This is a genomic window from Pseudomonas sp. LBUM1674, assembly GCF_059695635.1.
Genome location: NZ_CP166779.1, coordinates 2,147,069 through 2,172,303 on the forward strand (window position 1 = coordinate 2,147,069; position 25,235 = coordinate 2,172,303).

Sequence of the window (25,235 nt, forward strand, 5' to 3'; positions counted from 1 at the left end):
TCCTCACGAATGGATCCCATATCGCCTGAATTAATTCTCAAAACGACACCACCGCGCAGCCAGAAAACTGCGCAGGTTCGTAGTCGCCTGTGCATTGACTCCCCGGAACTCGCGGAAAAGGTCGTCATCGCTGTCCAGGCTCCGGCGGGCTTCGGCAAAACCTTCCTGTTGACCCAATGGCGCCGCGAATGCCTGTCTCTTGGGGCGGTGGTGGCCTGGCTCACACTCGATGCTCACGATGATGCTGAGCGTTTTGTCTACGGACTGGCAGCCGCCATGGCCATTGGCAGTGGCCGTTCATCTTTCGCGCGCTCTGCCGAACGCATGCCAGGAAAGGGAAGCGACGAACTGGAAGGACTGACTCAATGGTTGGCAGAAGTGGCTGACCTGGGCAGCGAAACCGTGCTGATTCTGGATGAGGCCGACACCCTGCTCGAAGCCACCGTCCGTCATTCGTTGACCTATCTGTTGCACAACGCCCCGGCTAATTTGCGCATCATGATGGCCTCTCGCGGACGCTTGAATCTGCAAGTGGCCGACCTGATGGCGAGCGGACGTTACGCAACGATCACCACACCCGCCCTGCGTCTGGCGGTAGAAGAAACCGTTGGAATACTCAATGGCCGTTTTGGTGCGCTGATCGATACCGATCTCTGTGTACGCCTGCATGAGATCACCGAGGGTTGGCCACTGGGCTTGCAGTTGGCGATTTCCGCGATGGAAAAAAGCCAGAACTTGCGTGCTGCCATTGAAGAGTTGTCGACGTGTTCCGGTGATATCCAGCGCTATTTCGTCGACAGTCTCATTGCTCATCTGCCGGATGAACAGGTGCAGTTTCTTGTAAGCATTGCGTTTCTGGAGACGGTTCAACCTTCTCTGTGCATCGCACTGACGGATAACCCTCGGGCGGATGAACTGCTCAAGGTGTTGTGTGTTTCGACGCCAATTTTCGTCGAGGGTGTCGACAGTGACTGGGTACGTTTTCATCCGTTGGCGCGCGAGTTTCTTCTTGGTCGTTTTGCCAGTCTGCCGCTGGAACAGCGTCAGGGGTTTCACGAACGGGCGGCGCTGTGGCTGGAGCAAAACGGCTTCCTGGAACAGGCTGCCCGGCAATACCTGTTAGCCGGCCTTTCAAAGCCTGCCTTCATCATGATCGAAGCCTGCCTCTACGATGTCATGTTACGGGGGCAGTTCAGTCGAGTACTGGAATGGATCAAGGAGCTTGAGCCTGCGGATGTTTTATCTCGTCCGGGTATATGTCTAGCTGCGGCCTGGGCGTTGGCCATGGGTGAGCGTCAGGCTGAAGCGGCGCAATTGATTGCCAGCATTGAGCAGCACCCGTCTGCCGATGAGGCCACACGCTGCGAAGCCGCGGCCATTGCCACTGCCGCTGCTTACTTTGCCGACCGTCCGGACGAATCGCTGGCGCTCATCACGCCTTGGGTCGATCGATTGCCTTCGTTCTCAATCAAGTTGCAAGCCATTGTGGCCAATCAGATTGCGCGGCTGGCCTTGTTTCAGGGGCAGCCGGAAAAAGCCCGGCGTATCTTTCAGCGTGCACCGCATTACGCTTGGACGCCGGGACTGGATGCCATTCGCGGCTTTGGTGAATGGGTGGTCGGTCTGACGTACCTGTGCGAAGGGCGAATGGTGCCGGCAGAGGCCGCGTTGCGCGACAGCCTGTTGCGCGCGGAACGGGACATTGGTCGACGCAGTCCGATGACAGTCATGTTGGCCTGCAGTCTCGCCACCGTATTGTTGGAGCGAGGCGAGCTTCAAGAAGCCAGCACTGTAATGGCGAACAGACTGGATATGGTGGAACGCCTGGCTTCGCCGCACGCAATTGTGCTCGGCTTTCTCACGGCCGCGCGTCTGGCAGAGCTAAAAGGGCAGGGACATCGAGGGCAGGACATTCTGGAAGCTTTGTTCGCCCTCGGTGAAGAGCGAAGTATCCCTCGGTTCTGCATTGCTTCGCTGGGCGAGCAGATTCGTCTGCACGCGTTGCAGGGGCGGATTGATACCTGCAACGCGTTATGGCGACGGCTGGACGATGTCGTTCCACTCATTGCCCGTGAAAATCAAGGTTTGCTGGGGCCGGAGCTGGCCTTGCTGGTTGGGTTGGCCAACAGCTATTTGTCGTTGGTGAAAAAAGATTGGCCGGCGTTGTTGTTGGTACTGGGAAGCGTGAACCAGACCGCTGAGCACTTGCGGCGCGGTCGGGAAATTGTCCAGATCAAGCTGCTCCGGGCGTTGGCACTCGACGCGTTGGGAGAAGATGGCACTGCCTGTTTATTGGAGGCCGTCAGCCTGGCGCAGGAGTACGAATTGCAGCGAGTCGTGCAGGACACGCATCCCGATCTCGTCAAATGGGTGCAAAAGCTTCAGCACCAAACGCTCGTGCCGAAAGGCTCTTCGCCTCTGGTCGCCCCTGTTTCGCGAGTGGAGTCGGCGACGTCAAGCGTTTCGCCCAGTCGACTGTTGACCCCCAAGGAGCGTGAGGTGCTGCAATTGCTGGCGCGCAATCTGTCGAACAAGCAAATCGCCCTGGCCTTGAATGTCGGCGAGGAAACGGTGAAGTGGCACCTGAAAAACCTGTTTGGAAAATTCCAGGCCGGTACCCGTAAGCATGTCGTCGCTCGGGCGTACATGCTTGGGATTCTCGAAACGGCGGGCTGAGTCCCGACCACCCCGCGCTGTATACCAATGTTGATCCGCCCGGATCATTCCTCGACTCCCCCATCCTGATTCCTATACCCCCTGACGATGGGGGGGTGACGGCTATGGGCACGCAATAGTCTGGCTCCAAGAAGAGCTGCCGCTGCATATCGGCTGGCGAGGAGCAAGGGTTATGGCTGAGAAAGTGCTGATCGCCGGGGCCGGTATGACACCGTTCATCCCGTTGGGGAGTTGCGATAGCCATGCCGCATTGGCAGGTCAGGCCATCCGCTCGGCATTGGAAGATGCGCGAATCGACTACGACCTGGTCGACCAGGTGTTTACCTCGTGCGTACACGGTGACGCCAGTGTCGCAGAGCAGATGTTGTCCCGGATTGGTTACTCGGGTGTGCCGGTCTTCAGCCTCAGCGATGGGTGTGCAGCGGCCAGCAGCGCTTTTCAGCTGGCCCGCCATAGCGTGATATGCGGTGAGGCCGAGTGTGTATTGGTCGTGGGTGTCGAGTGCATGCCCGCACGGATTTCCAATCGTGAGTTTTTTGGACTGAAGGATCCCGTTCGCGATGACTTCGCAAGGGACCTGCGCGCCAGGGATCCGGTTGTATTCCTCGAGCGCCGACAGCAGCCGGCCGCACTTTTTGCGGCGCAAACCAGTTGGTTGTTGACCCGTATGGGGATCTCCGAGAGCAGCTTCGATCAGGTGCTCAACCGGGCGTGGGCCCAGGCCTCGGTCAATCCCGACGCCTTATTGAATCGCCGTCCGGATCGCGATGGCTGGCTGCCGCCTTACTTGTCCCCGCCGGCCAGCGGTGCAGCGGCGGTGCTGATCTGCTCACCGGCCTTTGCCCTGCGTTTCGGCGCCCGGGCTGGCGTCACGGTACTGGCCAGTGCCCGTGGCAGTGACAGCACCTCGGAACAGGAGGGCGGCTGTGTGCTCGATGTGCTGGGACGAGCGACCACACGGCGAGTAGCGCAGCAGGCCTATCAACTGGCCGGGCTGGGCGCAGAAGACATCGATGTGGTTGAGCTGCATGACCAGAGCGTCGGTGACTTCATGGTCAACAGCGCTGCCCTGGGTTTTTGCCAGGAGGACGAGATCGAGCGCTTTGTGCAACTCGGTCACCGATTGAAAGGCCAGGCGAACTCGATCTGCCCCTCAGGCGGTTTGCTCGGACGTGGGCACGCCCCGGGTGCCACCGGATTGGCGCAATTGGTCGAGCTGGTGTGGCAACTGCGCGGCATGGCCCAGGGCCGGCAAATTCCGGGAGCCCGTACGGCGCTTCAGCACAGCACCGCCCTCGGACGGGCTGTGTCGATCACCCTTTTGCAGCGCACCTGAGAGGAGGCTCAGTGAACTGCAGATGCGACAGATGACATTTCGTAAACCATAGAGCAGGTGGCAAGTTAGATGAACAAAAACAATAAGATCTGCCATGCAAACCTCCGCAGGGGGTTGCTGACTTCAGCCATCCTGGCGGGCCTGGGCATCACACCGGCACAGGCACTGGAAATTGACACGGGGAACGAAGACCTGGCGGTTCGCTTCGACAACACGGTGAAGCTCAACTACGCCCAGCGTGTGGAAGCCGCCAACAGTAAGTTGGCCAATTCCTGGAACAACAATGACGGAGATCGCAACTTCTCATCCGGCAGTCCGGTCTCTCAGCGCGTGGATGTACTGTCCGAGCTGGACGTGGTTTACAAGCAGAAGGCCGGTTTCCGCGTCAGCGCCAATACCTGGTACGACCATGCCTACGACGATGTCGGCAGTGACAATGCGTCGACCAACCAACTCAACGACGGTCGACCGGATTCCCGGCACCTGAGTGGTTACGCCGATCGTTATTACAACGGTCCCTCTTCCGAAATTCTCGATGCCTTCGTCTTTGGCAGTACGGAAATCGGTGACGAATCGCTGCTCAGTGGCAAGGCAGGCAAGCACACCCTCTACTGGGGTGAAAGCCTACTGGCCTTTGCCCATGGCAACAGTTACGGGCAGTCCGGCCTTGACCTTTCCAAGTTTCTGGCTGTGCCGGGAACAGAAGCCAAAGAACTGTTCATTCCGCGCAATCAGTTGTCCACCAGCTTCACGCTCAACCCGGAACTGACCGTCGGCGCGCAATACTTCCTGGATTGGGATGCCGCACGTCTACCGGAGTCGGGCACCTACCTGGGGTTCAACGACGGCATCCAGAGCGGCGGGCACAACCTGTCGCTGATTGGCGGGCAGAATCCGTTTTTCGGTACCCCGGGGCCACTGGGCGCCAACCAGTTCCTGCGGCTTTCCAATGGGCATACCTACACCCCGGACAAGCTCGGCGACTTTGGTTTGATGGCCAAGTGGAGCCCGGAATGGCTGCAAGGCACGCTGGGTTTCTACTACCGCAAAACCTCCGACATTCTGCCAAACGTTGTGTTGCAGCCAACGGCTGTCGGGCCCGCACAACTGATCTCCGGGAATGCTGGCAGCTACAACCAGTTCTATGTCGATGACATCGATATCTACGGCATCAGCCTGTCGAAGAACATCGAAGGCGTCAGCGTTGGCCTCGACGTCAACTACCGCCACAACATGGCGTTGACCAGCGTGCCGGCCACCGTCAGCCCGGCAGCGGGTGCGGCCGGTTTGCCAGGCTTCATCAGCAGTTTTGACGGTGATAACGCTGTCGCCCGAGGCAACACAGTGCATGCGGTGCTCAACGGTTTGACCACCTTCGGTGCGACGCCTGTCTGGGACAGCTCCACGCTGCTGGTCGAGCTCGCTTACAGCCGCTGGCTGGATGTGACTGAAAACGAACAGCTGTTCAAGGGTGAGAGCTGGTACCGCGGCACTGACAAGGTCAGTAAGGACAACTACGTCCTGGGCATCAACTTCAACCCGACCTGGTACCAGGTGGTCCCCGGCATCGATATGTACATGCCGCTCACCTACAACGTCGGCCTCAAAGGCGATTCCGCGGTGCAACTGGGCGGTAACGAAGGCGCAGGCAACTATTCGGTCGGCGTCGGCATGGATGTTCACAACCAGTACCGCTTCGACCTGAAGTACGTGGACAACTTCGGCGGGATCGACACCTGCAATGCGGCGGGTGCCGCGACAGCCGGTGGTGCACAGGGCAACGGAGCCGCGCCAGGAGCCAATGGCCAGTACAACTGCACTCCCGGCCAACCGACCGCTTTTGCCGGCACCTTCGCTCAGCTCAGCGATCGCGGCATGGTCACCCTCACTTTTAAAACGACCTTCTGACCGAAGCGTGCCTCATCATAGGAGACAATCGATGAAATTTGCCAAATCCATACTCGCCAGCACTTTGGTGTTGGCTATCACAGGGACTGCCCATGCGGCAGTGTCCCAGGACGAAGCCGCGAAACTTGGTACCAGTCTGACCAGCGTCGGGGCCGAAAAGGCCGGCAACGCTGATGGCAGCATTCCGGCTTACACGGGTGGACTGACCAGCAACCCGGCCACTTTCCAGGCCGGCAGTTCCTTTCGCCCCGATCCTTTCGAAAGCGACAAGCCACGCGCCGTCATTACGGGCAAAAATACCGCCGATTTCGCCGGCAAACTGACCGCCACCACTCAAGAGTTGCTCAAGCGTTACCCAACGTTCAGGGTCGATGTTTTCCCGACCCATCGTAGCGTTGCATTGCCTCAACGGCTACTGGATAACACCGCGAAAAATGCCGTTGGCACCAAAACGCTCGAGGGCGGTGTCGCGTTGGAAAACGCGCTGCCTGGCGTACCGTTCCCCATTCCGAAAGATGGCTATGAAGCCATGTGGAACCACCTGCTGCGCTATCAGGGTTACGCCACCAACTTCAAATACGATTCCTGGAACGTCGACGGTTCCGGCAAGGCGATTCTGGCCACGACCGGTAACGCCTATCTGGAATACCCGCTCTACGATCCAAAGCGTACCGAGCCGGCAAAAGAGAGCGATCTGTTCTTCAAGACCAAACTCTATTACCAGGCCCCGGCCCGTCGTGCGGGTGAAGCCATCCTGGTGCAGGATGCCGTCAACCCTCTGAAAATGGAGCGTCGTGGCTGGCAATACCTGCCGGGCCAACGCCGGATCAAACTCGCGCCGGACATCGCCTACGACACGCCGAACCCGGGCTCGGCCGGTGCCTCGACCTATGACGATGCGTGGGTGTTCAACGGTGCGATGGACCGATACGACTTCAAACTCGTCGGCAAGAAGGAAATGATCATTCCTTACAACACCTACAAGCTGAACTATCACAAAGAAGCGGCGGACATCACCACGGCGAACCACGTCAATCCCGACTTGATGCGCTGGGAGCTACATCGTGTGTGGGTCGTCGAAGCGACGCTGAAACCGGGCAAACGCCACATCTACAGCAAGCGCACCTTCTACCTCGACGAAGACAGCTGGATTGCCCTGGCCTCGGATGAATACGACGCCAGCGGCAAGCTGTACCGCGGCTCCTTCGCGCACCTGGCCTACAGCTACGACGTACAGGCGCCGAACTCCGACAACCACATGATTTATGACTTTGTCTCCGGCAGCTACAACATCACCGGCATCTACGGCCCGTACGGCGGCATCAAGTACATCGACCCGCTTTCGAAAGCGCAGTGGGCACCTGAGTCATTGGCTGGCACCGGCATTCGCTAAGCCGCCATCCCCAGGTGTTTTTTTGTCGCCAGCAGTGTGCCTCGCACTGCTCGGCGGCTTTTTTTGCCCGAGTAAACGTCATGAATACATTCAGATGGGCCGTGCTCTCTGCACTGGTCGTGGCACTGGCTTTGCCGTTCACCCGTCACGTCATCGCTGCGGAGTTTGTCGACACGCTGTCGAGCCCGGCGATTCAGAGCGAAAAGGCCTTGCAAGGCATGTTCACCGGCCTGGCTAGTGCGGGTCAGCGACTGATCGCCGTGGGCCAGCGCGGCCATATTTTTTATTCCGATGATAGCGGCGTCCGCTGGCGCCAGGCAGAAGTGCCGGTCAGTTCCGATCTGGTGGCGGTGCAGTTTCCGACTCCGACGCAGGGCTGGGCCGTCGGGCACGACGGCGTTGTATTGCACAGCGATAACAAGGGTGAAACCTGGAAACGCCAGCTCGATGGCCGTCAGGTCGGGCAGATCATGCTCGACCACTATCAGCGCCTGCAGGCGCAACAGCCGGATGACGCCGCGAGTGCTTTGTTAGTGGATGAAGCCCGGCGAATGATTGATGAAGGGGCTGACAAACCCTTTCTGGACGTGTGGTTCTCAGATGAGAAAACCGGCTACGTCGTCGGCGCGTTCAACCTGATTTTTCGCACTGACGATGGCGGCCGGACCTGGGTGCCGTTGATGGACCGCACCGACAACCCGGGAGCGCTGAATCTGTACGGGATGCGTGCGATCGGCGATGACCTGTACATCGTCGGTGAACAGGGGCTGGTGTTGAAACTGGACCCGGCCACGCAACGCTTCGTCAGCGTCCCGACACCCTACAGCGGCAGCTATTTCGGTATCACCGGTAAGCCGGGCGTTGTGATTGTGTTTGGTCTGCGCGGCAACGTGTACCGCAGCGTCGATGACGGGGCGAAATGGAACAAGGTCGAACCGGGCTTATCCCTGAGCATCACTGCCGGTACCGTCACGCCAGACGGCCGAATCATCCTGGTCAGCCAGGCCGGCCATGTACTGGTCAGCGTTGATGACGGTGCAAGCTTTACCCAGCAATCGCAAAACCGACCGGCCCCGGTTGCTGCAGCACTGGCTGCCGGGCCGGGTTCGCTGCTGGTCGCGGGTGCCCAGGGCTTGCGTCAGTTGCCCTTCGAATAAGCCTTCTTCACATAATAAAAAGAGACGACAAACGTCATGGGTAACTACAACCACGATACGATGCCGGTGATCCAGGAGCTCAAGGGCTTCGATGCACGCTCCGGCAATTTCCTCGAACGCCTGATCTTCAATAACCGCCTGTTGGTGGTGCTGACCTGCCTGATCGTGACCGTACTGTTGAGTTACTTCGCGGTCACGCGGCTGACGCTCAACGCCAGCTTCGAAAAGATGATTCCGCAGAGCCAGCCTTACATCAAAAACTACCTGGAAAACCGCCAGTCCCTGCGGGGATTGGGCAATACCGTTCGGGTGGTCGTAGAAAATACCGATGGCGACATCTACGACCCGAAGTACCTTGAGGTGCTCAAGCAGGTCAATGACGCGCTGTTCCTGACACCGGGCGTGGACCGGGCCTGGATGAAGTCGTTATGGACGCCGGCCGTGCGCTGGACCGAGGTCACGGAGGAGGGCTTCCGTGGCGGGCCGGTGATGCCTGATTCGTATGACGGCTCGACCAGTGGCGTCGAGCAACTGCGCTTGAACATCGCCCGTTCCGGCATCATCGGCAGCCTGGTCGGCAACAACTTCAAGTCGAGCATGATCTTTGTGCCGCTGCTGGAGAAAGACCCGGTCACCGGCCAGGCGATCGACTATCACCATTTCTCGCGCATGCTCGAAGAGCAGTTGCGCAACAAGTTCGAGTTTGCGGACAACGGCGCGGTGCACAAGGCCGGGGAGGAGGGTAAAGGTCCGATCAAGATCCGCGTCATCGGTTTCGCCAAACTGGTGGGTGACCTGATCGATGGGCTGATGCTGATCATGATGTACTTCGGCGCTGCGGCGCTGATCGCCACCGCCATCATCTATTTGTTCACCCGGTGCGTACGCAGCACCGCGTTAGTCATTTTGTGCTCGGTCATCGCCGTGGCCTGGCAACTCGGGCTGGTCACGCTGTTCGGTTACGCACTCGACCCGTTCTCGATTCTGGTGCCGTTTCTGGTGTTCGCCATTGGCGTATCCCACGGCGCGCAGAAAATGAACGGGATCATGCAGGACGTCGGGCGCGGTACTCACCAGCTGATCGCCGCGCGTTACACCTTCCGCCGCTTGTTCCTCGCGGGGCTCACGGCGTTGCTCGCCGATGCCGTGGGTTTTGCGGTGCTGATGTTGATCGACATTCCGGTGATTCAGGATCTGGCAGTCACCGCGAGCATCGGTGTCGCGGTGTTGATCTTTACCAATTTGGTGCTGCTGCCGGTGCTGCTGTCCTATTGCGGTGTCAGTCCCAAGGCTGCGGCGCGGACCCTGCGTCAGGAAAGCCAGGAGCTGAAGGGCAAGGGGCTGGGCAGTCTGTGGAGCCTGCTCGACCGCTTTACCGAACGTCGTTGGGCGACGGTGGCGGTGGTGGTTGCCGGGCTGCTGGCGGTGGGTGGCTTCGTGGTCAGCGCGCACTTGAAGATCGGCGATCTCGATCCGGGGGCGCCGGAGCTGCGGACCGATTCGCGTTATAACCGTGATAACGCCTACATCACCGCGAATTATTCGCTGTCGAGCGATCAGTTCGCAGTCATGGTCAAAACTGCCAGCGAAGGCTGCCTGAAGTACGAAACCCTGGTGGAGGCCGATCGCCTGGGCTGGTTGCTGCAACAGCAACCGGGCGTGCAGACCACCGTGTCGCTGGTCAATGCCGTGCGCCAGATCACGGCGGGTTCCTACGAAGGCAACCCGAAAATGCTGACCATCGCGCGCAATCAGGATGTACTCAACTACGGCGCGCAACAGGCTTCGGTGAACAACCCTGAACTGTTCAACAACGACTGTTCGATGATGCCGGTGATTGCGTATCTGTCGGATCACAAGGCCGAAACCCTCGATCATGTGGTGAAGGTGGCGGATCAGTTCGCTCGGGAACACAGCAACGACGATCGTCAGTTCATGCTCGCGGCCGGTAGCGCCGGGATCGAGGCCGCGACCAACATCGTCGTGCGCGAGGCCAACCGCACCATGCTGTTCTACGTGTATGGCGCGGTGATCGTGCTGTGTTTCATCACCTTCCGCAGTTGGCGCGCGGTGATCGTGGCGGTGGTGCCGTTGATGCTGACCTCGATTCTTTGCGAGGCGTTAATGGTCTGGCTGGGCATGGGCGTGAAGGTCGCGACCTTGCCGGTGATCGCCCTCGGTGTGGGGATTGGCGTGGACTACGCGCTGTACCTGCTCAGCGTGCAACTGGCCCAGCAACGTGCCGGTCTGTCGTTGACCGAGGCCTACAAAAACTCCGTCGCGTTTACCGGGAAAGTGGTGGCGCTGGTGGGTATCACACTCGCCGCAGGCGTAATCACTTGGGCCTGGTCACCGATCAAGTTCCAGGCCGACATGGGCATTCTGCTCACGTTCATGTTCATCTGGAACATGATCGGCGCGTTGGTGTTGATCCCGGCGCTGTCGCATTTCCTGCTCAAACGCGCGCATTAAAACAAAGCCAAAAGAGGAAATAACAAAATGAATAGCGTGGCTTATCCAGCGTGGGTCAGAGAATTATATGAGAGCGAAATTTTTGGTGAAAAGCTCGCGCTCGAACTTATCAAGTCGGCAAAAAGCAAACGCGACGAATACCACTTTGGCACGTTGCTTCAACTGGAAACCGAAACAAAGGCGCGCTTGCGTCCGTTCTTGGTGAAATACGGCATATCCCTGAGCGAGAACATCGAACCAGGTGATATCGAGACCATTGTCAGCGCGTATCAGGCGACCCATAACCTTCAGGAATTTTCTGCTGTCATCAAGCCCGCAGTGGAAGCGTTCCTGTCGCGCTTTGAAGAAATAGCCCGCATTTGCCCTGAAGAAGACCGCGATGTCGCCGAATCCATGGTCCACCACGAGTCCGCGATCCTGAAATGGCTGGCCATGGAAAGCGAAGGTCAATCAGAAGGGTCTCTGGATGAAATGATCGTGGAGCTGCGCTATCCCTTGCCCAAGCCTTGAAGAATAAATAGAACAAAGGAACTTCCATGATTACCTACTCACCTTCAAATAAAAATGATGAGCTCGTTTACATCGGTTCACCTGAGGACTTAGGCGCAAAAACGTTGTCTGGCTCCGAAATAAAACTGTATGCCCGTGTGGATTTTGGCGGCGGAGATTCGTCATTGACCACGGGCTTATTTGAAGTAACGAAAGGCAGCTTCAGTTTTACTTATCCATTTAGCGAACTGGCAACGCTCATTGAGGGTGAACTTGAAATCACCGATGAATCCGGCAATAGCGTTACCTATAAAGGTGGCGATGGCCGTAGCTGGTTTATCAGCAAAGGAGCAACCGTTATCTGGCATGTAAAGTCAGCAACGGCGCGCAAGAGCTTCTTCTCGGCAACCACGGATATCGATAAGAGGGGGACACATCAATGAATCGCACCCGGTTGAAAGCTATAGCCTGCGCAGCAGCATTGCTGGTGGGCCTTCCGACGGTCCAGGCCCAGACAGGTGTGAGCCCTGAAGAAGCACGGGCCATCGCCAAGGAAGCCTACATCTACGGCTACCCGATGGTAGACAACTACCGCATTCAACATGGGTATTTCGTGGATCAACAGAATCCAGAGTACAAAGGTCCCTGGAACCAGATTCACAACACGCCTCGCGTCTATACCCCCGCGGACAAGGCAGTCCAGACGCCCAACTCTGATACCCCCTATTCATGGGCGGGCCTTGATCTGCGCGCTGAACCCGTCGTCCTCACGATGCCCCCCATCGAGAAAGGGCGCTACTTCAGTGTCCAGCTCACTGATCTCTACACCTTCAATTCCGACTATATCGGCAGCCGCACCACCGGCAACGAGGGCGGTAGTTTCCTGATCGTCGGGCCAAACTGGAAAGGTGATACGCCCAAAGGGATCAAGAAAGTCTTTCGTGCTGAAACAGACCTGACGCTCGCAATTTATCGCACGCAATTGTTCAGTCCAGGCGATATCGAGGACGTAAAGAAGGTTCAGGCCGGCTACACCGTGCAGACACTGTCGACGTTCCTCGGTCGCGCCCCGGTGAAAGCCGCGCCGCTGATTGATTTCGTCAAGCCACTCAGTCGTGAGGCGCAAAAGACCTCCCTGCAGTTGTTCAGTACGCTGAACTTCCTGCTGCAGTTTTGCCCAACAGATCCTTCCGAAAAAGACCTGATGGCGCGCTTTGCCAAGATCGGTATCGGCGCCGGAAAAGACTTCGATCCAGCCAAGCTCAGCCCTGAGATGAAAGCCGCCATCGAGCAAGGCATGGCCGATGCCTGGGATGCCTTTGCCGGTGGCGTCAAGCAGCTGAATGAGGGAACGCTGACATCGGGCGATATTCTCGGCTCGCGCGAGGTCATGAAGAACAACTACCTGAACCGCATGCTCGGGACGATTGGTATCTATGGCGCCTCCAGGCAAGAGGCTATGTATCCGTTCTACCGTGTCGATGCCGACAAGCAGAAACTTGATGGAAGCAAGCGTTACAGCCTGCGATTCGCGCCTGATCAGCTACCACCCGTCAATGCGTTCTGGTCGCTGACGATGTATGAGCTGCCGGGGAGCTGGCTCGTCGACAATCCTTTGAATCGTTACCTGATCAACTCGCCGATGCTGCCCCAGCTCAAGCGCGATGCGGACGGTGGCGTGACATTGCTCATCCAGCACAAATCCCCAGGCAAGGACAAGGAGGCCAACTGGGTGCCTGCGCCGAAGGGTCCCTTTGCCATGTACATGCGCTTGTACTGGCCGAAAGAGCCAGCCTTGGCGGGTACCTGGACTGCGCCACCTCTGGAACAAATGAAGTAAGACAAAAGCAAAGCAAAAAGAAGCCCGGGACGCGATGCGTTACCGGGCTTTTGTTTTTGTCGTCAGTTGCTCTGTTATTTGCTCAGAGGCACGATCAGTGGACCGTCGAAGGCCTGCATGATCAGTGATGCCGGTTGACGGTGGCTGACCAGTTCGGCCATGGCATTCATGTAGGGGGTCAGGTGCCGAAAATACTTCTTGTAGCTGGGGCATAAGTAATTCAGGCCAGGCTCGCCGTTGGGCGCATTCATGAAGCGATTTTTCGGACATTCGCCATGGCAGGCGAAGCGATAATCGCACTGCAGACAGTAGGCAGGTAGTTTCTCCTCCTTGGCGGCGCCGAACGCCTGCTGAGCGGGGGAAGTGAGTAACACGGCAGGGTCATCGGTCTCAAGGTTGCCGAGCAAGTACTCGGGGTACATGTAGTGATCGCAGGAGTAGACATTGCCATCGTGCTCCACGATCGCCGCTTTGCCGCAGCGCGGGCTGAACAGGCACACCGAGGGTGGGAGCTGGCACCAGGAGGCCAGCGCCCATTCGAAGTTCATGACATGAACCTCACCGACGTCGTGGCGTACCCACTCATCAAAAATGGCAATCAGAAAGTCGCCATAAACCTCAGGCTCGACACTTTGCACCGTGACGGATGCGGGCTCCGGCAAGGCGTGCAAGCGCAGTTCCGGCGGCACGGCAAAATGCAGGCCCTGACTGACTTGCGCAGGGCCGGGCTGGCGCTCCACCACCGGGTTGAACTGAATGTGGCGGACCCCTTCAGTCTTGAGAAAACGATAGATCTCCAAGGGATAACGGGCCACTTCACGGGCGACGGTGACTAGTACATTGAACTCCACGTTATGTCGCTTGAGCAGGCCGATGCCGCGCATGACGTCGTCGAAACTGGAGCGGCCGCGTTTGTCGGGGCGATACAAATCATGGACGTTGCGGGGGCCGTCGAGGCTGATACCGACCATGAAATTTTCGCGGGCGAGGAACGCGCACCAGTCATCACTGAGTAAGGTGCCATTGGTTTGCAACGTGTTGCGAATGATCTTGTCACCGGCGAATTGACGTTGGTAAGCGATCGCACGCTGGAAAAAATCCAGACCCAGCAGCGTCGGCTCGCCCCCTTGCCAAGTGAATTCCACTTCCGGGGTGTGTTGCGCGGCGATGTAGCGCTGCACATACAGGCGCAGCACCTCGTCCGTCATGCTGAAGCGCTCCCGGGGTGGATACAGTTGTTCTTTTTCGAGATAGAAGCAGTAACTGCAATCAAGGTTGCAAATTGGCCCGACAGGTTTGGCCATTAGGTGCAGACCTTGGACCGGAGTTTCTTGGGTAGGCATGGTTGGCAAGCCGCGTGCGGACCGCTCAGCAGGTCGCTGCGGTTTCAACGTCAGAGGCTAGGGGGAGAATGCTCGTTAGCCGCCCCCCATGACTGGGGGGCAATCGTGGTGTTTGTCGGTAGTTAGAGGTTCATAAAAGTGCTGCACCCTCCCTTGCTCGGGTGGGGTCTGCATCAATGAAGTGATACAGCATGTATTCCAGAGCGACCTGCTTTTTGGCGGCTGAGGCCGCCTTGCGTGGACCTGTTTCGTCGGGCCATGGGTTTCTGTTCAGGCCTTGAAAGGGTGTCGCCGACGCAACCTGCGTTCTTCACTGACAGGAGTGAAACATGACCACCGATGTAGATGAAAAGGGGCGCCGACTGATTCACCGGCGTGAGGTCCAATGCCTGGGTTATCTGCGGGCAGATGGCCTGTGGGATATCGAAGGGCGACTGGCCGATAGCAAGACTCATCCGGTAACCCTGGCCGAAGGGCGCGAGCTGGCGACGGGGCAGACCTATCACGGCATGTTCATCCGCCTGGCCCTGGATGATGACTTTATTGTGCGAGAAGTGCAGGTCGAAATGGCCCAGGTGCCAACCAGTGAGTGTCGTGGCGCTGTGCCTGCTTACGAAAAACTGTTGGGGGAGTGTATTGGTGTGGGCTTTTCTCGACGGATCAAGGAGCTGTTCGGCGGGATTGGTGGCTGCGTGCATCTGACAGAACTGCTGCTGCCCATCGCTACCACGGCGTTTCAGACCATCCCTATGGGGCGCGCCATGGTTGCGCCACGCAACGCTGCCGATACCGAGGCTTACCAACGCGCCACCGGTAGACTGCTTAACACCTGTCACGCCTTGCGCGAAGACAGTCCCATCGCGGTGTTGCTGGGAAAATAGTTTGTCAGGCAATTCCCCCATTCCCCCCCCCAAAAAAACACCGGGTGTCCAGAAACAAGAAAGCCCGCACGGGGCGGGCTTTCTTGGAATATCAAGATCAAGGCAGGTAAGTTACGTGTACATCGTTGATCTTGCCGTTGAAAGCAAACGGTGCACGGTCGAAGTAATCAAGGGTGACGGGTGAGCCGAGGTCTTCAGCCACGTCGAAGGTTTCGCTGGCCGTGAACGTCAGTGGCGGGGTGAAGGGTGTCACGCCGCTGGCGACTTCCTGTCCGCCCAGGCGCACGCTCAGATTGGCCGGTGCGCCGGATTTGGCTGACGACATGGCGGTGAGCACTTCGATACTGACTTTGCCGGCGGGTACTCGTTCGGCCGAGCGCAGCCTGGTTCGGGAGACGGCCAACGCGTTGTACTCGTAGACCAGGAAACCATCATCCATGTACAGACTGACTCCACCGCCAATACCGCCCAGTGCATACAACACTCCGGTGGCATTGGCCGGTATCTCGGCGTCTACCACGACCGTGTTGTTCTGGCTGCGCAGGTTGGGTGCGGCGAACTCAGGAAAGCGCTGGATACGGTCACTGAAATGCCATTCGTGCTCAGTGGTCGAGATCCGTGCGGCTGGATTGAGGAAGGGATAAAGGCCCGCGCCGATTGGATAGACGTGATTAGCCTTGGCCTGGACATCGAACTCAGCCTTTAGCTCGGCCAGTTTTTCTGGATTGCTGACGGCCAGGTCCTTCGCTTGCGAGTAGTCGTTTTGCAGGTTGTACAGCGACCATTGATCATTCGCCGGGTTCCAGCCGGTGAACTGGGCAAAGCCTTGTACCCAGGGTTTTCGCGGGCCGAACACCGAGGCCATCCAGCCATCCTTGTAGACGCCGCGACTGCCAAAGACCTCGAAGTACTGCGCCGGTTTTTTCGACTTTACCTGAGCGTCGTTGAAGGTGTAACGCATGCTGACGCCGTCCAATGGGTCCTGAGCGATACCGTTGACTTCTTTTGGCGCAGTGATGGACAGCACGTCGTAAACGGTCGGGGCGATGTCGTTGACATGGTGGAATTGTCCGCGAACCTTGGCATCGGCCTTGATCTGCTTCGGCCAGGATACGGCCAGCGGCGTGCGGGTGCCACCAAAGTAGCCGGCGACCAGTTTGGTGCCTACAAATGGCCCCGAGCCTGCCCAGGCCCAGGCTGCGTTGTACATGTTTTCAAGTTTGGGACCACCGAGCGCAGACAAGCCGCCATACATCTCGTTGAGAATTTTGAGCTGTTGCTCCTTGGGTACCGGAATACCGTTCTGGGCCAGCAATTCGTTGATCGTACCCTCCATCCCCTCGGCAGACGCGCCGTTGTCGCTCTGCACATAGAAGATCAAGGTGTTGTCGCGTTTACCTTCGCGTTCCAGCTCGTCAAGAATTTTGCCAGCCTGGGTGTCGGCATGTTCCAGGAAACCGGCATACACCTCCATCAAACGGGCCTGGTACTGTTTCTGTTCGGCCGACAAGCTGTCCCATGCTGGTAACTCCGCGGGGCGCGGGGTCAGTACAGCGTCCTGAGGAATGAACCCCAGGGCTTTCTGCCGAGCGAAGGTCTGTTCGCGATAGACGTCCCAGCCACCGTCGAACTTGCCCTTGTATTTGTCCGCCCACTGCGCGTTGACCTGGTGCGGGCCGTGTACGGCGCCGGGGGTCCAGTAGAGGAAAAACGGTTTGTTCGGCGCGTAGGTCTGTTGATCCTGCAACCAGTTCACGGCCTGATTCGCCAGGTCTTCGCTGAGGTGATATTTCGGGTCACGCGCCGGTTCGATCGGCGTGGTGTCGCGGTACAGGCGCGGTTCGTACTGGGATGTTTCGCCCGCGAGGAAACCGTAGAAGTGCTCGAAACCATATGCGGTCGGCCAGGTATCGAAAGGGCCGGCGGCCGTAGTGTCCATGGGCGGCGTGTTATGCCATTTGCCGAACGCCGCGGTGCTGTAGCCATAGTGTTTGAGCACCTCGGCCATGGTCGCCGAGCTTTTAGGGATTTTGCCGGTGTAGCCATCCCAGTCGGTCGCCAGTTCGGCGATGACACCGTTGCCGACGCGATGGTGATTGCGTCCGGTCAACAATGCGGCGCGGGTGGCGGAGCTGATCGCGGCGGTATGGAAGGCGTTGTAGCGCACGCCAGTGTCGGCGACCCGGCTCAGGGTCGGTGTATGAATCGCACCACCGACGGTGTCTGACTGCGCGAAGCCGGCGTCATCGAGCATGATGATCAGGATGTTGGGCGCGTCAGCCGGCAAGTGCGATTGCTGTTGGCGTTTCTGATGCTTCGATTCTTGCAGCGTCGGTTTGGCGTTACTGGCCGTCGGTGTCGGCGGGAAGGGCAGTGACTCTTGTGCGACAGTGACCGAGCTCGCCAGCAGGGCGCAGAGTTTCAGGGTGAAACGTCCGCAAAAGTGGAGTTTCTGGGGCATGGGGCCTCCATTCGAAAGTGTTTTCGTAGTCAGCGCAGCAGCCCGGACGTTTGCCGGGCTACTGCGATGCGCCAGATCTCAGACGGAGAAGCTGGTGATGTCTTTGGGCTCGATGTCATTGGCCTGACAGAAATCCAGATAACGTTGCACGCTGGACTTCCAGTTCTCGATAGCGAAGAGGTTGTCGTTCTCGTCGAAATACAACAGGTCACCCTGGGTGATGTTCAGGGTGATGATTTCATCACCGTATTCAGGCAGCGCGATCGGGGTATGGCTGGTGCCTGCGGTTTCGAACACCACGCCGCCTTGCTTTGAAATCCAGTCGTGTTCCAGGTATTTCCAGCCGCCCTTGATGGTGTAGACGATCACGGTGCCGGAGTGATGATGCTTGGGTAGCACGGTGCCCGCCGGGGCCTTGAGCAGGGTGATGGTTTCCCCACGAATGGGGTCGCATCTCAGGTATTTGATGAACACGTCGTCACTGTAGGGCGCGAACGGTACCCACGGCAGGTCTTCGTCATTGATGGCGCTGGTATCGATGTTTTCGTAAAACATACTTGTTGTTCTCTTGTTGGGTGGATTCACTGAAAGCGAGTAATCACGGCGTACCGAGTGCTGCTCAAGTAGCGCCAGAACAACCACGCAAACAGAATGTCGCCCGATGCCAGTACCGGCAGCGGCCAGGGAATGCTGCCCGCCAGCCAGTGGCCACAAATAACCGCGACCACCAGGATCTTCAGGACCACCCCGAGCACAATGTAAGGACGATAACGAACTGGATCGCGGCTGATCATCCAGTAGGCCCACCCGAACATGACCACCAGGGCCATGGTGATTTGCATGAACAGGGCAGACGTCGGGGTGACCTCCAGGCCCATCAGATCGGCGGCCGGGCGCATGGCCACCAAAAATGGGAGGCCCGCGAGTACGTTGAAGCACGCGGCGGACTTGAACAGCCCGTTGGTGTAATTGCTTTGCATAGTGTGCTTCCCCTCAACCCAGCAGTTTGAGCAGCGTCGGATAACGGTTGGGAAACAACCGGCTCAACCAGAACACGGTGCTCGATTTGTGGCCGGTCATGATGCGTTTGGAGCCTTTGCGCAGGCCCTTGATGATGTCGGCGGCGCACTCGTCAGCAGGGGTCTGCAGCATGGCGGCAGCCTGGGCGACGAATTTATTTTCTTCTGCTCCAGCAGCCTTGCAACGTCGACCGGACTTTTCGATGTTGGTCTTGATGCCACCGGGATGAACACACACCGCACGGACACCGGTTTTGTCCAGTTCCGACCACAGACATTCGGTCAGGCCACGAATGGCAAATTTCGACATGTTGTAGGCGCTTTGCATCGGATAGCCCAGCAGCCCGAAAATGCTGGAGATGTTGACGACGCAGCCTTCGCGCTGCTCCAGCATCATCGGCAGGAACGCCTTGGTGCCATACAGCACGCCCCACAGGTTGATACCCAGTTGCCACTCGAATTCTTCGATCGAGGTGTTGGCGACCGTGCCGATGACAGTCGCGCCTGCATTGTTGATGACGTAATGGGCGGTGCCAAAATCCCGTTTGACCTCATCGGCATGGGCTTGAAACGCCTCCCACGACGCCACGTCCAACAAGTATCCTTTGACCTGGCTAGCGGCGGGCAGCCGCTTCAGGGTTTCGTCCAGGCCGGCGCGATTGATGTCGGACAGCGCCAGGCGCGCGCCGGCTTCGGCCATTTGAATCGCCAGTTCCCGGCCAATGCCGGAACCCGCGCCGGTAATGACCACCACTTTGTTTTTGAACATGTCTTTTATCCTTCTTGTTTTGATAGGCCGCTCGCCTTGGTCAGTCGCCAGACGAGGGTACTTATTTGCTCAAGATGTGAATGGCAACGGCGGCTTCTTCGATGCCCTGCAATCCACCGCCGTTTTCCTGAATCCCATGCCGGGCGCCTTCCACCTGGCGTTTGCCTGCCTCGCCGCGCAACTGCGTGACCAGCTCACAAATCTGCCCGATACCGGTGGCACCGAGGGGATGACCTTTGGATTCGAGACCGCCTGAGGTGTTGACCGGGATCCGTCCACCGAGCGTGAAGTCGCCGCGTTCAGCCGCCCGTCCGCCCATGCCCAACTCGACCAGCCGAAGGTTTTCGACCTGGATGATTTCACCCATCGCCGAGGCGTCATGGACTTCGGCGACATCGATGTCCTCCGGCCCCAGGCCCGCGATGTCGTAAGCGTGATCAGCCGCCAGACGCGCAATGTTCAGCTCGGGTTGATCGAGGCGGCGATGGCTGAAACTGCGGATCACGCTGGCGGCCACCTTGATGCAGCGATTCCGATCGGCGCCGATGCGTTTGAGGCCTTCCTCGGTGCACAGGATCGCTGCTGCGGCACCGTCTGAAAGCGGGGCGCACATCGGCAACGTGATCGGGTAGGTGATCGGTGGTGCGGCGAGAATCTCGTCAATGGTGAACGGCTTGCGAAACTGCGAAAACGGGTTGTGCACCGAGTGGGTGTGATTCTTGGCTGAGACTGCCGCGATTTGCCGTTGCGTGGTGCCGTAGGTTTTCATGTGGTAGCGGCACATGGCGGCGTAGATCGCCATGAACCGGCTGTACGGTTTGTCCGACTCCGAACCCTCGGGGATTTCAACGCCTTCGCCCATTTTCACCAGGTTTTGATAGTTTTCCTCGACACGCGAGACGTCCCAGCCCCCTTCGAAAACCTGGAACGCCTTCAGCTTGTCGGGGATGTTCATTTTCTCTGCGCCCAAGGCCAGCGCGACATCAGTCGTGCCGGCCTGAAGGCTTTGCACGGCGAGGTTGAACGCTGAGCTGCCCGATGCGCAGGCATTTTCAACGTTGTAGACCGGTATGCCCTCAATGCCGATTTTGCTGAACACCACTTGGCCGGGAATCGAAATCTGCCCTTGTAACGGGCCGTTGGTCATGCCGGCATAAAAGGCGACGCCCAGATCCTTGCGGCTGCAATTGGCGTCTTTCAGGGCGCCTTCCAGCGCTTCACGTGCCAGGTCGTCGAGGCTGCGTTCCAGATGACGACCGAAGACCGTCATCGCAATGCCGGCGATGTAAATGGTGCTCATGAAACTCTCCTGAGGTGACGCCGCGTGAAAGCGGCGTCGCACTGCGATTGTTCGAGTGAAAGGTCGTCGGTTCAGATCTGGCGTTGCTGGCCATCCCAATACTGCGACCGCAGATCTTTCTTCAGGACTTTGCCGACAGGGCTGCGTGGGAGGCTGTCGATGAAGTCGACCGACTTGGGCGCCATTACACCCCCCAAGCGGGTTTTGCACAGATCAATCAGTTCCTGCGCCGACGCGCTATGGCCCGGGTTGAGCTCGACCACTGCCTTGACTGCCTCACCCCATTTCTCGTCGGGTACGCCGATCACTGCGCAGTCCTGCACCGCCGGATGGCTCCACAACACCTGCTCGACTTCGCTGGGATAAACGTTGAAGCCGCCAGTGATGATCATGTCCTTCTTGCGATCGGTCAGGTGCAAATAGCCTTCGCTGTCGATATGGCCAACGTCGCCGGTGTGCAGCCAGCCGCCGACGATGGCCTGGGCGGTCAACTCCGGTTGCTGGTAGTAACCCTTCATGATCAGGTCGCCGTGCACACAGATTTCGCCGGTTTCACCCCGCGCGAGAATCTGCCCGGCATCGTTCATCACTTCGACCCGGATCAGCGGATTAGGCCGGCCGACCGACGACAGGCGACTGTCACTGGCGAGTTCACCGTTAACCAGATGCTCGTCGGGCCGCAGGTAGGCAATGCTCGCCGGGGCCTCGGTTTGGCCATAGCCGCCGGCCATGATCGGGCCGAAGACTTCGATGGCTTTTTTCAGCTTCTCGACCGACATCGGTGCGGCGCCGTACAGCAGGTATTTCACCGAGGAAAAGTCGACCGTTTCGATGCCGGGAATTTCCAGCAGCTTGTAGATCACCGTCGGCGGCAGAAAGAATTCACTGACCTTGTGTTGCGAAATGGACGCCAGCATCAGCGCCGGATCAGGTTTTGGGAGCACGACGACCGTGCCGCCTTGCGCTGTACAGGGAACCGCCAACAGCCCGGCAGTGTGGGTCATCGGTGCGGCAGCCATGTTCACCGGTTTGAGCCCGTCGCGGTAAGCGCAGGCCAGCATGAAATGCGCAATGAACGTCTGCGTGCTGCGGTGGGTGTTCATCACCCCTTTTGGCATGCCGGTGGTGCCTCCCGTGGGGGAGAGCATGACCACGTCGTCCATGTCATAGGCGACTTCCGGGCGCGTCGAGGGTTGTCCCGTGGTCCATGTTTCCAGCGAAGGCGCATCGACATCGGTGGCGTCGATGCAGATCCAGTGCCTGATCTTCGGCAGTGCGGGACGCAGATCGGCAATGACCGGCGCGAACTCGTGCTGATAGAACATCACCTCACAATCGAACGCGTCGAGGATGTAGGTGTTTTCCTGGATCGAGTTGCGCGCATTGACCGGGATCCAGGTCATGTTTGCGCGCCACAATCCCAGGGTGCAGGTCCACGCCGTCACATCATTGCCGGCCCAGATCGCGCCTTTGGTTTCTTTCGGCAAATCCAGTGCCAGCAACGCATTGGCGATGCGACAGGACAGCTCGCCAACTTCATGAAAGGTGTAGGAACGCTCGCCCTGGATGTAGGCGATAGCGTCTGGATCAATGTTCCAGCCGCGGTCATAGAAATCAATAATAGCCATGTGAAGTCCTGTGCTCCGGATCAGAGCTGGGTAACGGTGGCGCGTGCAAGACCGCGTTCTTCGAGGAAGCCCAGCAGATAACGATGGCCAAAGGCTTTGGAACCGGAGGCGAAGCCGACCTTGTTGGTTTCGCCGTCGATCAGCTTGATGGCTGCCGCAACCTGAAGAGCGCCGGTGGCGATGTAGGCGGTGGTGCCATGAACGGTGGCACGCACGGAGGAGAGCTGGCCACGACCGATGGCGGTATCGACCATGCGCGTGATGGTGGTGCGCTCACGTGGCGGCATCACTGGAGTGGTCGACTGGACCATTTGGTGGATGACGGCGTCCTGCTGCTCCGGTGAGAGGTATTTGTATTCCGACTCCCACTTCTGGCCCACCGCATGCACCATCTTCATGACGTCGTTGTCATAGAAACCGACGCAGGACACGCAGGAACGGACCCGTGGATCGTTCTCGAAATACACCGGCAACGACGTGCCGCCCCAGGGTAAGGCAAAGACAGGGCTCAAGAAGTCCGGCGAAGCGATGTTGAACGAAGTACCCATCGGGTGCGGTACGAGCTTCTTCTCCCACAGGTAGCATTGCTCGGCGCGCAGCAGTTCGAAGATCGAAGCAGTCGAACCGATGGTCACGCCGGCGGCACCACCGCGAGGGCCACGGCACAGGGCAGAAGTTTCCAGTGCGTCGATGCCCGGGTGTTCCAGGGCCAGTTCGGCGGCGATTTCCGAGTAGGTGTACATGTAGGACAGCGACGGTGAAACCACCAGGCCGGCCTGGGCATACAGCTCGCCGAACTGATCACGCACGTTGCGCATGTATTCTTGTTCGCCCGTTGTATCGAGGTGATGGCAACCCGCCTTAAGCGCTGCTTCAACGGCGGTCAGACCGAATTTGACGAAAGGGCCGACGGTATTGCAGACGACTTTTGCACCTTTGAAGGCCTGGGTCAGCGCCTCGACAGAGTGGTCCGCTTCAATGATTTCGTAGGTAGCGGACTCAAGGCGCACCACGCGCTGGGCCATCATTTCCTGGGTGCGTGCGGCATTACGCGCGACGGCGGTGAACGGAATGTTCTGGTCGATCAGCCAGTCCATTGTCAGCATGCCGGTATAGCCGCTGGCGCCATAGACAACTACAGGGTATTTAGCCATTTTCGTGTATCTCTTGTTATTGAAGGTTGCTGGGTAGGCCCAGGCGGTCAGTTCTGCGACCAGCCTTCGGCATAAAGCTGTTGGCACAACAAGCCAACGCGCGTGGTGATGATGTAGTTCTCGCCGTCTTCGATCAGTGCTGAACGAGCGTCGCGGAAGAGCTTTTCGATCGGGTATTCACGGGAAGTGCCCGCGCCGCCGAACAACTGCAGGGCTTCGCTGACGACTTTCATGCACTCTTCAGTGACGGTGACCTTGGCCGACGCAGTGGCGTAGGGATGGGTATGCGGTGAGAGGCGGGCATAGGCCAGCGAACGCCGGGCGACACCGCGTGCCAACTCGACACGGCGCATCATGTCGCCCAGGCGATAGCGGGTCAGTTGATGGTCAATCAGCAACTGACCACCTTGCTTGCGCTCATGGCAGTACTGCAGCGCCAGTTCAAAGGCCGAACGTGCGACACCGGTGAACACCTGCGACATATGCGTGCCAGCGTAGGACCAGGCAGATGATTGATTACCGTAGTACTCATCTTGCAGGGCGATCGCAAAGCGCCGTGGCACCTTCACGTTGTCGAAATAAACCTCACCTTGCGGCAAGGATCGCTGGCCGATTTTGTCCAGCGGCTTGCCACGTGAAACGCCCGGCAGGTCAAGCGGGATAATCACCGCCAGGCCATGGGGCCGACCGTCGGCATCGAAGTAACCATTGCCATAGTCGGCAGCGATGTAAGCCAGTGCGACTTGCGCGACCGCACCGTTGGAAACCCAGGCTGAGCACTGTCCATTGATGACGATGTCGTCGTTGCCGACTTTTGCGCAGAGATTGCCCTTGTTGCCGGTCTGGTCCTTCGGCCATTCGCGCTTCATGTCGTACACCATGATGTCGCTGCCCTTGTCCGGATGAGTGATCATCCAGCAGCCGATCTTGCCAATGCCCAGCTCTACCAGTTCCTGGTTGCCAACGGCCATGGCCATCTGCAAGGGGAAGCTGGCGGCGGCCAACGAAATGCTCAGGCCAGCGTCACCCCAGCCCATTTCTTCGCCTATCAACGACTCGAGACGAATGGCGACATCGGGTTCGAATTGAGAGAAGAAATCGGGATCAAGTCCCAGTTTCGCGGCTTCCTGATAAACCGCCCAAAAGGGTGAGCCTGGCGCGCAAACATCGGCGGCGCTCATTTTGTCGAGCTCCTGGCCGATGGGACGCAGCACGTTTTTGGCGAATTGATGTACGGTCTGTTGAATGGCGCGCTCGACTTCGCTAAGCGGTGTTTCAAAGCCGGTCAGTCCAACATCGGGTAGTTTCAAGCTATCGTGTAATTTGATCATGGGGTCTTTCCTCGCGATCTACAGCGCATGTGGCCACGTGTTGAGCGCCTCAGCGCAGAGAAGCAACACTCACCTCAG

General features: G+C 58.5%; 19 protein-coding genes. 10 read left to right on the forward strand and 9 right to left on the reverse strand.

The window, feature by feature from the left end:
- Nucleotides 1-9 precede the first annotated feature (9 nt).
- The 9 genes from ACA067_RS10190 to ACA067_RS10230 all read left to right on the forward strand — a co-directional run bounded on the left by ACA067_RS10190 (nucleotide 10) and on the right by ACA067_RS10230 (nucleotide 13,271).
- The gene (locus ACA067_RS10190) at nucleotides 10-2,676 is read left to right on the forward strand and encodes a helix-turn-helix transcriptional regulator (RefSeq protein ID WP_497461624.1); all 2,667 of its coding nucleotides are present in this window, start codon (nucleotides 10-12) and stop codon (nucleotides 2,674-2,676) included.
- Nucleotides 2,677-2,848: 172 nt separating this feature from the next.
- Nucleotides 2,849-4,012, forward strand: coding sequence for a thiolase C-terminal domain-containing protein (locus ACA067_RS10195; RefSeq protein WP_497461625.1), 1,164 nt, complete (start codon nucleotides 2,849-2,851; stop codon nucleotides 4,010-4,012).
- Nucleotides 4,013-4,081: 69 nt separating this feature from the next.
- Nucleotides 4,082-5,920 carry a DUF1302 domain-containing protein gene (locus ACA067_RS10200; RefSeq protein ID WP_497461626.1) on the forward strand — a complete coding sequence of 613 codons (1,839 nt, stop codon included), beginning with the start codon at nucleotides 4,082-4,084 and terminating at the stop codon, nucleotides 5,918-5,920.
- Between the two features lie 31 nt (nucleotides 5,921-5,951).
- The gene (locus ACA067_RS10205) at nucleotides 5,952-7,313 is read left to right on the forward strand and encodes a DUF1329 domain-containing protein (RefSeq protein WP_497461627.1); all 1,362 of its coding nucleotides are present in this window, start codon (nucleotides 5,952-5,954) and stop codon (nucleotides 7,311-7,313) included.
- An 80-nt stretch (nucleotides 7,314-7,393) separates the two neighbouring features.
- Nucleotides 7,394-8,470, forward strand: a complete 1,077-nt coding sequence (locus ACA067_RS10210) for a WD40/YVTN/BNR-like repeat-containing protein (protein WP_497461628.1) — start codon at nucleotides 7,394-7,396, stop codon at nucleotides 8,468-8,470.
- 36 nt (nucleotides 8,471-8,506) lie between these two features.
- The gene (locus ACA067_RS10215) at nucleotides 8,507-10,942 is read left to right on the forward strand and encodes an efflux RND transporter permease subunit (RefSeq protein ID WP_497461629.1); all 2,436 of its coding nucleotides are present in this window, start codon (nucleotides 8,507-8,509) and stop codon (nucleotides 10,940-10,942) included.
- A gap of 27 nt (nucleotides 10,943-10,969) precedes the next feature.
- Complete coding sequence (locus ACA067_RS10220) at nucleotides 10,970-11,452, forward strand: hypothetical protein (protein ID WP_497461630.1); 483 nt, start codon at nucleotides 10,970-10,972, stop codon at nucleotides 11,450-11,452.
- Nucleotides 11,453-11,478: 26 nt separating this feature from the next.
- On the forward strand, nucleotides 11,479-11,874 hold the full coding sequence (locus ACA067_RS10225; protein WP_497461631.1) for a cupin domain-containing protein: 396 nt from the start codon (nucleotides 11,479-11,481) through the stop codon (nucleotides 11,872-11,874).
- Entirely contained in the window at nucleotides 11,871-13,271 is a 1,401-nt protein-coding gene (locus ACA067_RS10230) for a DUF1254 domain-containing protein (protein WP_497461632.1), read from the forward strand. The genes ACA067_RS10225 and ACA067_RS10230 overlap by 4 nt, the downstream gene beginning before the upstream one ends.
- 74 nt (nucleotides 13,272-13,345) lie before the next feature.
- Here ACA067_RS10230 and ACA067_RS10235 read toward each other — a convergent pair whose 3' ends face one another.
- The gene (locus tag ACA067_RS10235; RefSeq protein WP_497461633.1) at nucleotides 13,346-14,614 is read right to left on the reverse strand and encodes an anaerobic sulfatase maturase; all 1,269 of its coding nucleotides are present in this window, start codon (nucleotides 14,612-14,614) and stop codon (nucleotides 13,346-13,348) included.
- Between the two features lie 329 nt (nucleotides 14,615-14,943).
- Here ACA067_RS10235 and ACA067_RS10240 point away from each other — a divergent pair, with 329 nt between their 5' ends.
- Nucleotides 14,944-15,495, forward strand: coding sequence for a DUF2889 domain-containing protein (locus ACA067_RS10240; RefSeq protein WP_497461634.1), 552 nt, complete (start codon nucleotides 14,944-14,946; stop codon nucleotides 15,493-15,495).
- Nucleotides 15,496-15,592: 97 nt separating this feature from the next.
- On the opposite strand, the gene ACA067_RS10245 is transcribed toward ACA067_RS10240, so the two are convergent.
- From ACA067_RS10245 to ACA067_RS10280, 8 genes are all read right to left on the reverse strand, one after another.
- A complete protein-coding gene (locus ACA067_RS10245; RefSeq protein ID WP_497461635.1) occupies nucleotides 15,593-17,956 on the reverse strand; it encodes an arylsulfatase in 2,364 nt (787 codons plus the stop codon).
- A gap of 78 nt (nucleotides 17,957-18,034) precedes the next feature.
- Nucleotides 18,035-18,511, reverse strand: a complete 477-nt coding sequence (locus ACA067_RS10250; RefSeq protein WP_497461636.1) for a 2,4'-dihydroxyacetophenone dioxygenase family protein — start codon at nucleotides 18,509-18,511, stop codon at nucleotides 18,035-18,037.
- 26 nt (nucleotides 18,512-18,537) lie between these two features.
- Complete coding sequence (locus ACA067_RS10255) at nucleotides 18,538-18,936, reverse strand: hypothetical protein (protein ID WP_497461637.1); 399 nt, start codon at nucleotides 18,934-18,936, stop codon at nucleotides 18,538-18,540.
- A gap of 13 nt (nucleotides 18,937-18,949) precedes the next feature.
- Nucleotides 18,950-19,744: an SDR family NAD(P)-dependent oxidoreductase gene (locus tag ACA067_RS10260; RefSeq protein WP_497461638.1), complete on the reverse strand. Its 795-nt coding sequence runs from the start codon at nucleotides 19,742-19,744 to the stop codon at nucleotides 18,950-18,952.
- 61 nt (nucleotides 19,745-19,805) lie between these two features.
- Nucleotides 19,806-21,044: a thiolase family protein gene (locus tag ACA067_RS10265; RefSeq protein ID WP_497461639.1), complete on the reverse strand. Its 1,239-nt coding sequence runs from the start codon at nucleotides 21,042-21,044 to the stop codon at nucleotides 19,806-19,808.
- A 71-nt stretch (nucleotides 21,045-21,115) separates the two neighbouring features.
- On the reverse strand, nucleotides 21,116-22,672 hold the full coding sequence (locus ACA067_RS10270) for a class I adenylate-forming enzyme family protein (RefSeq protein ID WP_497461640.1): 1,557 nt from the start codon (nucleotides 22,670-22,672) through the stop codon (nucleotides 21,116-21,118).
- A 20-nt stretch (nucleotides 22,673-22,692) separates the two neighbouring features.
- Nucleotides 22,693-23,826, reverse strand: a complete 1,134-nt coding sequence (locus tag ACA067_RS10275; protein WP_497461641.1) for a saccharopine dehydrogenase family protein — start codon at nucleotides 23,824-23,826, stop codon at nucleotides 22,693-22,695.
- 47 nt (nucleotides 23,827-23,873) lie between these two features.
- Nucleotides 23,874-25,157, reverse strand: coding sequence for an acyl-CoA dehydrogenase family protein (locus ACA067_RS10280; RefSeq protein ID WP_497461642.1), 1,284 nt, complete (start codon nucleotides 25,155-25,157; stop codon nucleotides 23,874-23,876).
- Nucleotides 25,158-25,235 lie beyond the last annotated feature (78 nt).